This window comes from Proteiniclasticum sp. C24MP (genome assembly GCF_043951855.1).
Classification (GTDB): Bacteria; Bacillota; Clostridia; order Clostridiales; family Clostridiaceae; genus Proteiniclasticum.
The window spans coordinates 154,680-166,887 of the sequence record NZ_JBINJW010000002.1; the positions used below are offsets into that span (position 1 = coordinate 154,680).

Below are 12,208 nucleotides of genomic sequence, written 5' to 3' on the forward strand. Positions count from 1 at the left end.
CATCACCTACTCTAACTTTACTCGAGGGTCCAGCGCCGCTGTCAGGATATCCACCACAAAGCTTGATATAAGCACTGCGATGACGCTGAAGAGTGCAATCATCATGACCAGGGGGTAGTTCTGACCACGCACTGCCGTGACAAAGGTGCTTCCGATGCCCTGTCTCTGGAAGATGCTTTCAATGACCACGGATCCTCCGATGAGCATGGGCAGTCTGAATCCGATGAGGACCACAACAGGTGTTAGGGCCACTCTGAATCCGTGCACCAGGTTCACTCTCCATTCGGAAAGTCCCTTGCTTCTTGCCGTCTTGATGTAGTCCTTGTTCAGGGCGTCCAGCATACTGCTTCTTGTATATCTCATGACACCTGCGGTGAGGGAGATGCCAAGCACCATGGCGGGAAGAAAGAGCACTTTCATCTCATCCACGAAGGAGGTCTGATGGGGAAGGAGCCTGATGGGGAAAATCTTCCATTTCAGCACGAAGAGCAGGATACACACCAGTCCGAAGAAGAACTGCGGAATGGATACACCGATCATACCGGCTACGGTGAGCACATTGTCTGCCAGGGTTCCTTTTTTCAGGGCACTGAGAAGACCCAGTACGCTGCCAAGGACCGTGGAGATGAGAAGTGCCGCTACGGACAGCTCGATGGTGGAGGAAAGGTTTCTCATGACGATTTCCGAAATGCTCACACCGGAGGAAATACTGAAACCGAAGTTCCCCTGGAGCATTTCTCCAAGCCATCTGAAGTAACGAACAAGAAACGGATCATTGAGGCCGAAGGATTCTCTTACTGCTTCCAGCTGCTCCGGACTCACATTGGCCAGGGCATCCGGTGGAATGAGGTGGGAGACTGCGTCCCCTGGTGTCAGTTCCAGACCAAGATAGATCAGGAATGTTATGATGAGTATCATGGGGATCAGAGACAGGATCCTTCTTATAACATATGAAAACATGGTATTCTCCTTTCAATAAATATAGCTGTGGAGAACCACAGCTATATCCTATAAGATTCTCTACTTTTCTTTAGTCTACAGCAACTTCCCAGTTCTGAATATCCCAGTTGTAGTTGAACTGCGGATTTCCGTATTTAGGAGCACCCTTTACGATTTTATCAGATTCGATGACGAATGTTGGCTGATAGTATAGTGGAAGAGTGAACAGGGTCTCATTCTCATACTTCTGAAGTTCCTGGAATGCAGCAACGATTTCATCGGTATCGAATGTGGAGTTGGTTGCTTCGATCAGTTCATCCAGCTTTGGATCACTTGGCGTGTGGGAGTTGGATGAAGAACCTGTCTGGTATCTGTCATAGTATTCATGAAGGGAAAGCGCAGCATTTGCCGCATAAGCCATATCCCATTCCACTGCGCTTGGTCCGTTTACCGGATCAGCTGGTGGAGTCCAGAGTAGTGTGCCAAGATCTCCTTCAAGCAGTCTGAAGTTCATCTTGATGCCTACATCCTTCAGATAGGACTGGATGGCTGCCATGAAGTCTACGGTCTGCTGGTCTGTGTAGTAATACACTACATCCAGTTCGTAGTTTTCATCCCAGTTTGCTTCTGCAAGAAGTTCCTTCGCCTTTTCAGGATTGTAGTCATAGTCGTTCAGGCCTGTTGCCTTGGTAGCTTCGTTTGGTGAGAGGGAGTTCGCTGGTACTGCAGCACCCTTGAAGAGGTTTTCTGCGATGGCTGCCATGTCGATGGCATAAGCGATGGCCTGTCTTACTTTTGCATCTGCTAGAGGTGATGGTGTTCCATCTGCCTTAGGGAATTTGTTAGGATAGAAGAGTCTTGTGTAACGGATGTCAACCTGTGTCACGTTAAGTCCTTCTACATCCTTCAGGCTGTTTGCGAATTCCACATTCTTTGTGAATGCGTAGTCCACCATACCTGCCTGTGCATTGGTTACAAGATTCGGATCGGAGTCCCCAGGGCTTGGTGTCAGGTAGATGCTGAAGCTTGGCGCACCTGCATGATACTTGTCGAATGGCTTCAGGGTGGTGTATTCGTTCAGTTTCACTTCATCCACCATGAATGGGCCGCTTCCTACTGGGCTCTGCCAGAATGCGGACTGCTGGAAGTTTAGAGGATCTTCTCCTTCAAAATGCTTCATTGGCAGTGGTGCAAACTGTGTGAAGGTCAGTAGTGCATCTGGAGCAAGCTTTGCGAATTCGATCTTGATGTTGTTTCCATCAAGGACGATTCCTTCGATTCCATCTGCTGTGCCAGCCACATATTCCTCAGCGCCCTTGATGGCGGAGAATGTGGAAGCGAATACCGCATTCAGACCTGAGATCTTCAGCGCATATTCGATGGAACCCTTGACGTCTTCTGCTGTGATGGCTTCGCCGTCATGCCAGAAGAGATCTTCCTTCAGGTTGAATTCAAGATTCATACCGTCTTCTGTGATGTTGTAGTCAGCTGCGAGCTGTCCCTCTGCAGGGTTCAGGTTCTCGTCTGCTACGATGAGATGATCAAACAGTGTCTTGTTGTAAAGGAAGGAACCAGGATTCAGCCATGGGTGTTCGAAAAATTCTATTGGCCCCCCATTGGAATAGATTACGCCACCTTCAGCAGGTTCGCTTGGCGTTTCCCCCGGTGTCTCTGTGCCAGGTGTTTCTGGTGTTTCTGCCGGATCTTCATTGTTTGAGCATCCTGCCAGTACACCAAGCATCATCATGGATGCCAGTAATAGACTTACTACTTTTTTCATTGTTTTCCCCCTTGATCGTTATTGTTTACCTATTCTTGTGAATATCCTGTAAACTATTACAATCAATTTAACACACGAAATCATGAACTTCAATAGAAAAACGAAAAAATTTCCAAAAAATAATATTTTTTGGAAATTTTTTCTAAAAGCGTTTTAATCGCTCTTTTATTTCATAGTTTCGTAATGGTATACATTATGGTTTTACGGAAACCGGGAAATGACACGGAGTCATCCTCCCTCTTCACCACACTTGATACGTCCACCCTGAACCAGCCAGTCATAGGTATCCTTCAAGGTCTCATTCATCTCACGGGTCTTATAACCCAGTTCATTCATAGCCTTTTCGGAGGAATAGAGATTGTTTGTTGAAAGAGTGAAGATGGAGAACCTGGTGTAGAGCGGAGGCTGCTTGAGAATCCTGTAATACAGCTCCGCCAGGGGAGCTGTAAGTCTCACAAACCAGAGGGGCAGATAGGATGTGATCTTCTTTCTACCTGTGATCTCACTGAGCATATCCAGCAGCTCTTTGACGGTATAATATCTGTTTGAGAGAAGATAGCATGCTCCAGGTTCACCCTTCTGTGCACAGGATATGATTCCCTCTGCCACATCACGGACATCCACAAAGTCAAATCCACCTGCCATGGCTGCCACCAGTTTTCCTCTGCAGTAATCTGTGATGAGCGTAGTGGTATGTCCTCTGCCGAAGTCATAGGGTCCTATGATGCCCGAAGGATGGATCACATTGACAGAAAGCCCTCTTTCTCCTGCATCCAGAACATACTGCGTTGCCTCAGCCTTTGTTTTTCCATAATGACCTGTTACAGCCTGGGGATCGAAGGTTCTGATTTCTCTTATCACCTCTCCATGGGTATTATCGGGGATGGCATGTACTGAGCTGATATACACCAGCTTATGGATTTTATATTCCAGGCACAGATCCGCCACGTTTTTCGTTCCTCCTACATTGACATCATGAAGAAGCTTGGAATATTCCGATTTGATGGATACGATGCCTGCGCAGTGGATGAAATTCACTTCATGTTCCTTCGCATCTTCAAAAACAGGCTTCATGCTCTCCTTGTTTCTGACGTCCCCATGATAGACTCGTTCCACACCTTCCACCACATTTTTCTCCCCATCAAGAAGAAAAACCCATACCAGATGGTTCTGTTCCACCAGTCTTCTCACCAGTACATTCCCCAGGTGTCCGGATGCACCAGTGACAATGTATAACTCTTTCATGATTCATCCCCTCTTTATACTTGGAATCAGGTCATAACCTGCCAGGACTTCGGATCTAATTGGATGTAGGGACTCTCCGCTGCTGTTATCTTGATTGTACACGAATTCACAAGAAAATTCAGTAATTTTTCCCGTCCGTAATGAGCTCTGATTTCAAGTACTTCCCGATCCGAAAATTCTTCCGAGAGAACTCCTTCAAAGAATCCTTTCTCCGCACACCTAGAAGAAGGATCACAGTTATTCCTGAAGAAAAACTGTGATCCTTATAATCTTACTACTGCAACATCAGTCGATCTTTCCACCCACTGCCACAATATCTTCGTCATTCTTCACAATGGCAGATACGGCAGCTTCCAGTGCTCTTGCAATGTCTTCCATGGACATGGAAGGTGCTGGAGATGGTCTTCTTGCCACCTGCTGTGGAATGAATGGCACATGGACGAATCCTGCACGGATGTCTTTCTTCATCTTGTCGATGGTATAAAGCACACCATACATGATGTGGTTGCAGACGAAGGTTCCTGCAGAGTTTGAAAGAGACGATGGCAGTCCCTCGTTACGGATGGCTTCCACCATGGCCTTTACAGGCAGTGTGGCAAAGTAAGCCGGTTCTCCGTCTTCATAGATGGGCACATCGATGGGCTGATTGTTCTCATTGTCCGGAATTCTGGCATCGTCCACATTGATGGCCACACGCTCCGGTGTGACTTCAAAACGTCCGCCTGCCTGTCCAACGCAGAGCACCACATCAGGGTTCTCTTTCAGGATGGCTTCCTTGGTCTTCTCTATGGATTTTCGAAACACTGTAGGAATCTCCAGTTTCACGATTTCTGCTCCTTCTATGGTGTCTTTCATGAGCTTCACGGCTTCCAGAGCCGGATTGATGGATTCACCGCCAAACGGATCAAAAGCAGTTACGAGTATTTTCATTTGTTCATCGACCTCCTTTGGTCAGTTAAACGGAATAGAATCTTAAAACGCCAGGAAGTACATCAGGAAGATATGAACGACCAGTAGTGTGGCCGCCATAGGTGCCTGGGACTTGATGATGGCATACTTGTCCTGGGTCTCAAGGAGCGCTGCCGGCATGATGTTGAAGTTCGCCGCCATAGGTGTAAGAAGGGTTCCACAGTATCCTGCTGTAAGGCCAAGGGCACCTACAACGATGGGGTTAGCCCCCTGCAGAATGACAAATGGAATACCGATGCCCACGGTAATGACGGAGAAAGCGGCAAATCCGTTCCCCATGATGATGGTGAACAGTGCCATACCTACACAGTAGGCTACAACACCGATGAATCTGCTTCCATCAGGAATGACCGTTGCCACTCCATTGGCGATGACGGTTCCGACACCTGCTGCGGTGAACAGTGCACCCAGTGCAGCCAGAAGCTGTGGAAGAATACCCACAGGTCCCACGTTCATCATGAGCCTTGACCCGTCCACCGGTGCATATTTCACTGGTGCCTTTGTAATGACGAAAGCGATGACCAGAGCGATGGCTGCGGAAATACCGATGGCATGGTTTGTGCTGAGTCCCAGTTCAACGAGAACATAAGCGACACCTACAGCCACGACTGCCAGCGAAACCGCTGGGATGAAGATCTTGTTCCCGATTCTATCCGCACTCTTACGTGTGAATTCTTCGGTGGGCACATCCGTCTTGGGCTGCTTCACCTGGTTCATGGACGTGAGTCCTGCGATGATGAGGATACATACTCCTGTAATCCAGCGTGGGATATGAGGCCCGATGATGAAGGTGAACGCCAGCAGAAACCAGAAGATTGCAGTAGGTATTCTGGTTTTCAGCGCTTTGTCTCGTAGTGCGTACACACCGCAGATGATGAATATGATTCCGATGATGATGTAGAAAAATTCGCCTATACCTGTATTAAGATCCATCTGCTATACCTCCTTCTTGCTGGATAGTCTGCCCGAGAGCTTCTTGTCCAGAAGATAATTCTTGATGACACCGAGAATGACTGAGATTACAGCAACCGGAATGGACCATAGGGCAATATTCAGTGCTGTGACTTCGGTATATCCCTGCTCTGCCATGGTGCTCACGATCAGAAGTGTTCCTGATGCCCCCATGAATGCGTTCTGCGCAAAGAAGTTACCATAGTTCTCCGATGCTGCGGCAGCACCTTTGATCTGATCTTCCGTCTTGGTATCAAACTTGCCGTATTTTGCGATGGCGGCAGCCTGAGCCATTGGATTGACAAGCGGTCTGATGAACTGTGGATGACCACCCAGTCTTACGGAGAAAGCGGCAGCAGCAGCACGGATGGCCTGATAGATGGACAGGACTTTACCGGTGGTGGCACCTTTGATGCTACCGATGAAATCGACTGCCTTGTCTTTGAGACCGTATCTTTCACTGATTCCGATGACAGGTAAGGTCAAAACGAACAGTGTGGCGGTTCTCTGGGTGATGAAGGAGTTTCCAAGCACCTCCAGAATTTCCATAGGCGTCATGCCTGCCACAAGACCTGTGACGACACCTGCTACGACAACAGTGGCGATGGTGTCTTTCTTGAAGGCGAATCCGAGGACCACCACAAGAACACCGATGAGTTTTAAGGCTTCCATTAACAACACTCTCCTTTCCGCTCTATTGAGCATACCTCATTATATCACCACGTTATATTTGAGACAATATTCAGAAAACATTTACAATAACATTTTATCTTCTTTTTATCATATTTTTCGCATTATTGATAAGGAATCCACGATTATGATTCCACTCTCATATTTTATCAATCTTTCGGTCCAATGTATTTTCCCTGTCTAATAATTCAATATGATTATAACTCACAATAATGATATAATATTGCAAGTTATTGAAAAATTGAAAAATAATCCATATATGCTAACTGTTAGTAGGATTTTAATTTATAATATAAATGATACGTATACTTCAAGGGGGTAATATTTTTGAACTACATGAAATTATATGATAATGAAATTATTAAACATGCAATATACTATGGTATTGTAAAAAAGCTCATAAAAGACTCTTATTGTGATATAAATAGATACATTAAATCTAAAAGGAGCAAAGAAGAGCAAAAAATAGCACTTTCAAATATTGATTCGCCATATATACAAGTTGTAAAAAATCCTAATCCTAAAAACGCTGATGAATTAATTAATAGTCTAAATTATATTGAGTACTCATCCAACACCAACAAAATAAATCCAATCCAAATGAAAGAAGAAGAAATATATACCCTTATTAGGATGTTGCTTTCTCTTAGCACTTATCAGGAAAGTGATTCTCAAACGGCCATTCTCTTAAAATTTATAGGATTATCCTTGAAGGCACATGAAATCAATGAACCTATAGAAAATGAAAACGGAATAGTATATTTCAAAAATCATATTGCTTTGAATTTTGTTGATTCGATCTGTACTTTCTCAAAACTAATTAAGAATCACGAAATGATCAACGAAACCAGTTTTTTTCGTGGGCAGACAAATGTTAACCATATTCTTCAGCCTTCGATTATGAGAAGTAATGGATATATTAAAAACGAGCGAAAAATGTATAACGAACTTCTTATCAGTTCCCCAGAGTACTTTGAAATAAATAAGTCCCACCTTGAAGTTTTAGTAGAAATGCAGCACTATGGACTACCCACTCGTTTGCTAGACATAACAAACAATCCTCTTGTTGCTCTTTACTTCTCCTGCAATGGTGACTCTAAAATGTATGGTGAAGTCATAGTATTTTCAGAGGATGAGTCCAAAATAAAATACTCTCAAAGTGATACAGTGACAATACTAGCAAGTTTACCTTTATTTACATATGATGAACAAGTTAAACTATATGAATATGCCACTGATTCAAGTATTGATAATATAGAATTTAACACTAAATGCAAGAGGCTCCTTCATGAAGTGAAATCTGAAAAACCTGCTTTTAGAGATGAAATAAAAAAAGAAGATTTATTATGTCCTCTAATCGTATTGCCTCTTAAGAAAAATAGAAGAATCATCAAACAAGATGGAGCTTTTATAATATGTGGACTTTCAAAAGGTGATCAAAATCTGAATCTTAATGAGTTAAGATATAAATCAAGAAAACAGAATAAAATGCAAATATTTATAATAACGAACAAAGAGTCTATCTTGAAGGAACTAAACTCTTTCTCCATAAATAGAGCAACATTGTTTCCTGAAATTGACGCAGTAGCAGAACATATCAAGACCCGATATCTCAAAAATATTTGAATGTTTTTTAACGATAATTCAAATACATAACTTGGTAGTCTATTCTCTGGTATTTCTTTGAAAATCTTATTTATAATAATAGATCAGCAGAATCTGCTGATCTATTACTTACTCTATATTTCTTTCAGAGCTTCCATGAATCTGTCCGCAATGACGGGATCAAAGTGTGTTCCCTTACATCTTCGTATTTCTTCAAAGGCTTCTTCAAAGGATTTTGTCTTCTGATAAGGCCTTTGATTGGTCATGGCATCGAAGGAGTCCACCACAGTAAGGATTCTTGCCAGGTAGTTGATTTCATTTCCTTTCAGTCCCTGAGGATAACCGGACCCATCATATTTCTCATGGTGCTGAAGGACGATGGGCACAATCTTCTCAAAGCCATTGATCTGACTGATGATATCCGCACTGTCCTGCGGATGCTTCTTCAGTTCCTCCCACTGTTCATTGCTCAACCTGGAATTGGTGATCAGGGTCTCTTTGGAAATATTGATTTTTCCCAGGTCATGAAGATATGCACCAAAGAGCAGGGACCTTTTCTCTTCCGCGGAGAGCTTCAGATAATCTGCTGTGATTCTGCAGTAATGGAATACTCTTTCCACATGATTGAAGGTATAGGTATCTCTGGAGTTGATGACGGTCATCAGTGTCTTCAGAGGTTTAATTTCTTCCAGCAGATTCTCATTGGGCTCTTTTTCGATGATGTGGTCAAAGATGGAGGAATAGACCTCTACCTTGTTTCTTCTCAGGAACTTTGCCCTGTAAAGCGCCATGTCGGCATTTTCAATGAGATCGATGTATCTTTCCATCTGAGAACTGTAGGTTGATACGCCTATGGAAGCCGTCATCATCCTGTTGTTCATGTTTTCCTTACCAAGATAGTCATAGCTGCAGACCGCTTCTCTTAACTGATCGGCGATCCTGCAGGCATTCTCCTTGTCTGTTTCCGGCAGGATCACACAGAACTCATCTCCGCCGTATCTGCAGAGGATATCCTTTTCTCTGAGGGTATCACTTATGACTCCTGTGATCTCTTTCAGGAAGATATCTCCTTGCGCATGGCCATAGACATCATTGTATTTCTTGAAGTAATCAAGGTCCAGTATCACCAGAGAAAGCTGTGTACCATTCTCCTTGTTTTCTTCAAAGAGCTGTTCTAGAAGTTCATAAAAATACCGGTGATTGTATACACCCGTAAGACCGTCAATATTTGCATAGTTCGTCAATTCATCTATATGTGACTGCTCCAACTTCGCATAATAACCAATTGTCCATGCTACTAAGAAAAACATAGCGAAAAGAGCCAGGTCGTTTTCAAACTGAATATTGATTACCTCATTATTTCCAAGCGTAAGATCCATGGTGGCAATCACCGTTGTAGCTATACCAGCTATCAAAAGTCCTGTCTTCATCCCATACTCAATGGTGTAAGAGATAATAATGAAAAGGAAAATATATTTGTTCTTGCTTTCATTGGCACCACTGACATAGATTGATGTAAGAAAAACAAAAATAAATATCATCATTTCAATGATTTGATATATTCTATTATTCTGGTTTCTATTGAAAATAAACATCAGAAAAAACATAATCAGACTGAATACAACCAGTGTTACCCCTATCGCATAGGTGCTATAAACATCATTGATATTATACTTCTCATAAAAATATTCTAAAATCGGGATAGCACTAAAAAAAAGAGCAAGAATTTTTACGGTGAAAAACATGATTCTGATCTGTTCTCTTTTCTTGCTATTAAGTGATGGAAGTCCTTTCCACAAATTCATCCCCTGCTTTCTCTATAAATGTTAAAAAGACTTGTCAATCAACAAGTCTCTTTAGCTTAATTACTTATCTCTCAGACATTCTGGTTCTTCAGGCTGGTAAAAGAAATAAGTGCAAGCTGATGTTGCCATAGTTGCTGCAAATGCAGTGGCTAAAGCCGCTACAAGTGTAAGTAAATTTGTCTTCTTCATCATTAATCCCCCCTTTCATCATTAATTATGTAAAAATATTTACATACAGAATAAGGTGCTAACATTATATTTTTATTATTCCAGTATTCTGTTCACATTAAGATCAATCCAACTTAAAATATGCTCACCCCTTTTTGTAAGGGTTATTGCCTGCCAGATCATAGCCATCTTAATACTGGAAGCTATGCTGTAAAACCTTTCATGAACATTCGTTAGTCTGATCAGAAGAACAGTCATTAGAAAAAAGAATAGTAATTTATAAAAACTCTGCTTTCGAAGTCTCTTGATTTTATCTGCATTAACAATAGGTTTTTTAATGTTATCCACTGGTACTCGTTGATAAAAAACTATGATGCAGATTCCGAAAACTAAAAAAGTGATGATATATTCTGATGCTGAACTAATAGGTGTACTTAAAATATATCTTGATATTGCCGCTAAAAAGGAAATGGATAATACACTGACAACATTACATCCACTCATGGTTTTTGAATGTGCCCCTCCAGTAGATTTCCTCATAAAACCCACACTAAAGAGTATTATCATCCCCTCAAAGAAAAAACCAAAAATTATGCCGATAATAGCTACTATCAAAACGAGAGCAATAAGTTGAAGAAGTCCTGTTAGCCCATATGCTATCACCGCTTTCTTCTCATCGTCAAGATCGAGCTGCTGTGTGATCTTATACGATATCTTGTGCGCTAATGCTTCTATTTTTTTCACCCTTCTTTCTCAATGCAAGATGTAATAATACAATAATTACAGCAAATATGATATTAGCAAATAAACCGATATAGTATCTCTGCGATGCATCACTGATAATGGTCTGGAATTGCTCCTGACCAACAATCTGTACAGCAATTGATGTTACTATCATCTCACTTAGAAGAATTAACACTACACATAAAGATGTTGATCGAATGGTTCTATAGGGTGGCATTTTAAGAAATATCACACATAAGAGATACATCGTAATCATATTGAGAATCGTTTGAACTCCTACAGTTATCGGTAATAGTTTCATGAGATACGAGAATATCGCAACAGTCATACTTGTCAGTATATAATCTCTTAATACCACTTTTTGCTTGTTAAAGGTGTATACTCCTAAAACTAACATGAAACTCTGAAGGCCGAAACCAAAGATGTATTTAATTAAAGCTATCTGTATGTTTTCCACGGATGGATTCCCCCTGTTGTCTATTTATATTAGCTGATTTGATCACTGAATATATGGTAATGAAGATGAATGAATGAATGAGCACATCTCCGATGCTCAGAATACTGTACCCCACATCAATGTAATCCGTCAGGATTTTGTATTTTGTGGCCTCGTTCCCGAGTACATGAATCTGATCTGCAGTACCAAGAACCATTTCATCGAAATAACCTGTATGCTTTGATAATGTCGCATATACCGGCATTTTTCCTCCATTCTGGCTCATGACAAACTTATTCATGAGAGAGCCTAGGGTGAGGATGATGGATCCGTAGATCCCAGTCTTATATAGTTTATGGACTACAATGGGAATGATCAGGGTATAGAGATAAAAGGTCTTGAAAACACCTGCGTATGGAATGAACTTGTAGTTTCCTGAGAATACGGAAATCTGAAGAAAAATGTATACCGCTTCTGCTAGAAACAAGGGGTATAAGGAATAGTCTTTTAAGACAGGTTTTATGCTGTATCCTTTTATTCTGGCAGCCAGAGCTGCCAGGAGTATATAAATAAACATCCTTCAACCTCGATTGTAAACATATATATGCTTGTCTGTATTATGGAATGTTATGCACCAATATGAAATGCCTTTTTTATCATACCACAACTTATATATAGTTATCAATCATTCCGTCATATTCTTAACAAAAGAAATGAATAATATTGAATTTATGTCAGGACCATATTTTGATAATCAACTGACTAAAAAATCATTCAATTTTGCAGTTGCTTCACTGATTATGATGTCTAGTATTAATAATAAAAGAGATCCTTCCATTAATGTATAGAAGGATCTTTTAGTATTCTAAGAATTGG

12 protein-coding genes are annotated in these 12,208 nt (G+C 41.8%); 1 reads left to right on the top strand and 11 read right to left on the bottom strand.

Going from position 1 to position 12,208, the window contains the following annotated elements; all coding sequences use genetic code 11:
- Positions 1-6 precede the first annotated feature (6 nt).
- The 6 genes from ACHAL6_RS03880 to ACHAL6_RS03905 all read right to left on the bottom strand — a co-directional run bounded on the left by ACHAL6_RS03880 (position 7) and on the right by ACHAL6_RS03905 (position 6,556).
- Positions 7-960 carry an ABC transporter permease gene (locus tag ACHAL6_RS03880; RefSeq protein ID WP_395268920.1) on the bottom strand — a complete coding sequence of 318 codons (954 nt, stop codon included), beginning with the start codon at positions 958-960 and terminating at the stop codon, positions 7-9.
- 70 nt (positions 961-1,030) lie between these two features.
- Entirely contained in the window at positions 1,031-2,719 is a 1,689-nt protein-coding gene (locus ACHAL6_RS03885) for an ABC transporter substrate-binding protein (RefSeq protein WP_395268921.1), read from the bottom strand.
- A 228-nt stretch (positions 2,720-2,947) separates the two neighbouring features.
- On the bottom strand, positions 2,948-3,964 hold the full coding sequence (locus ACHAL6_RS03890) for an NAD-dependent epimerase/dehydratase family protein (RefSeq protein WP_395268922.1): 1,017 nt from the start codon (positions 3,962-3,964) through the stop codon (positions 2,948-2,950).
- 285 nt (positions 3,965-4,249) lie between these two features.
- Positions 4,250-4,894, bottom strand: coding sequence for a pyroglutamyl-peptidase I (gene pcp, locus ACHAL6_RS03895; RefSeq protein WP_395268923.1), 645 nt, complete (start codon positions 4,892-4,894; stop codon positions 4,250-4,252).
- Between the two features lie 42 nt (positions 4,895-4,936).
- The gene (locus ACHAL6_RS03900; RefSeq protein WP_395268924.1) at positions 4,937-5,866 is read right to left on the bottom strand and encodes a DUF979 domain-containing protein; all 930 of its coding nucleotides are present in this window, start codon (positions 5,864-5,866) and stop codon (positions 4,937-4,939) included.
- Positions 5,867-5,869: 3 nt separating this feature from the next.
- Entirely contained in the window at positions 5,870-6,556 is a 687-nt protein-coding gene (locus ACHAL6_RS03905) for a DUF969 domain-containing protein (RefSeq protein WP_395268925.1), read from the bottom strand.
- A 354-nt stretch (positions 6,557-6,910) separates the two neighbouring features.
- On the opposite strand from ACHAL6_RS03905, the gene ACHAL6_RS03910 reads away from it, so the two are divergent.
- Entirely contained in the window at positions 6,911-8,200 is a 1,290-nt protein-coding gene (locus tag ACHAL6_RS03910; RefSeq protein ID WP_395268977.1) for an FRG domain-containing protein, read from the top strand.
- 113 nt (positions 8,201-8,313) lie between these two features.
- On the opposite strand, the gene ACHAL6_RS03915 is transcribed toward ACHAL6_RS03910, so the two are convergent.
- From ACHAL6_RS03915 to ACHAL6_RS03935, 5 genes are all read right to left on the bottom strand, one after another.
- Positions 8,314-9,609 (bottom strand): diguanylate cyclase, encoded by a 1,296-nt coding sequence (locus ACHAL6_RS03915; protein ID WP_395268926.1) that lies wholly within the window; start codon positions 9,607-9,609, stop codon positions 8,314-8,316.
- Between the two features lie 435 nt (positions 9,610-10,044).
- Positions 10,045-10,176, bottom strand: a complete 132-nt coding sequence (locus tag ACHAL6_RS03920) for a cyclic lactone autoinducer peptide (protein ID WP_395268927.1) — start codon at positions 10,174-10,176, stop codon at positions 10,045-10,047.
- Positions 10,177-10,248: 72 nt separating this feature from the next.
- Positions 10,249-10,896, bottom strand: coding sequence for an accessory gene regulator ArgB-like protein (locus ACHAL6_RS03925; protein ID WP_395268928.1), 648 nt, complete (start codon positions 10,894-10,896; stop codon positions 10,249-10,251).
- Positions 10,856-11,353 (bottom strand): hypothetical protein, encoded by a 498-nt coding sequence (locus ACHAL6_RS03930; protein ID WP_395268929.1) that lies wholly within the window; start codon positions 11,351-11,353, stop codon positions 10,856-10,858. The genes ACHAL6_RS03925 and ACHAL6_RS03930 overlap by 41 nt, the downstream gene beginning before the upstream one ends.
- Positions 11,325-11,909 (bottom strand): DUF5317 family protein, encoded by a 585-nt coding sequence (locus ACHAL6_RS03935; protein WP_395268930.1) that lies wholly within the window; start codon positions 11,907-11,909, stop codon positions 11,325-11,327. Before ACHAL6_RS03935 ends, ACHAL6_RS03930 begins: the two co-directional genes overlap by 29 nt.
- Positions 11,910-12,208 lie beyond the last annotated feature (299 nt).

Excerpts from the sequence above, each read along its gene's own strand:
- ACHAL6_RS03880 (WP_395268920.1), bottom strand. The coding sequence starts at position 960 with ATGTTTTCATATGTTATAAGAAGGATCCTGTCTCTGATCCCCATGATA.
- ACHAL6_RS03885 (WP_395268921.1), bottom strand. The coding sequence starts at position 2,719 with ATGAAAAAAGTAGTAAGTCTATTACTGGCATCCATGATGATGCTTGGT.
- ACHAL6_RS03890 (WP_395268922.1), bottom strand. The coding sequence starts at position 3,964 with ATGAAAGAGTTATACATTGTCACTGGTGCATCCGGACACCTGGGGAAT.
- pcp (WP_395268923.1), bottom strand. The coding sequence starts at position 4,894 with ATGAAAATACTCGTAACTGCTTTTGATCCGTTTGGCGGTGAATCCATC.
- ACHAL6_RS03900 (WP_395268924.1), bottom strand. The coding sequence starts at position 5,866 with ATGGATCTTAATACAGGTATAGGCGAATTTTTCTACATCATCATCGGA.
- ACHAL6_RS03905 (WP_395268925.1), bottom strand. The coding sequence starts at position 6,556 with ATGGAAGCCTTAAAACTCATCGGTGTTCTTGTGGTGGTCCTCGGATTC.
- ACHAL6_RS03910 (WP_395268977.1), top strand. The coding sequence starts at position 6,911 with ATGAAATTATATGATAATGAAATTATTAAACATGCAATATACTATGGT.
- ACHAL6_RS03915 (WP_395268926.1), bottom strand. The coding sequence starts at position 9,609 with ATGAAGACAGGACTTTTGATAGCTGGTATAGCTACAACGGTGATTGCC.
- ACHAL6_RS03920 (WP_395268927.1), bottom strand. The coding sequence starts at position 10,176 with ATGATGAAGAAGACAAATTTACTTACACTTGTAGCGGCTTTAGCCACT.
- ACHAL6_RS03935 (WP_395268930.1), bottom strand. The coding sequence starts at position 11,909 with ATGTTTATTTATATACTCCTGGCAGCTCTGGCTGCCAGAATAAAAGGA.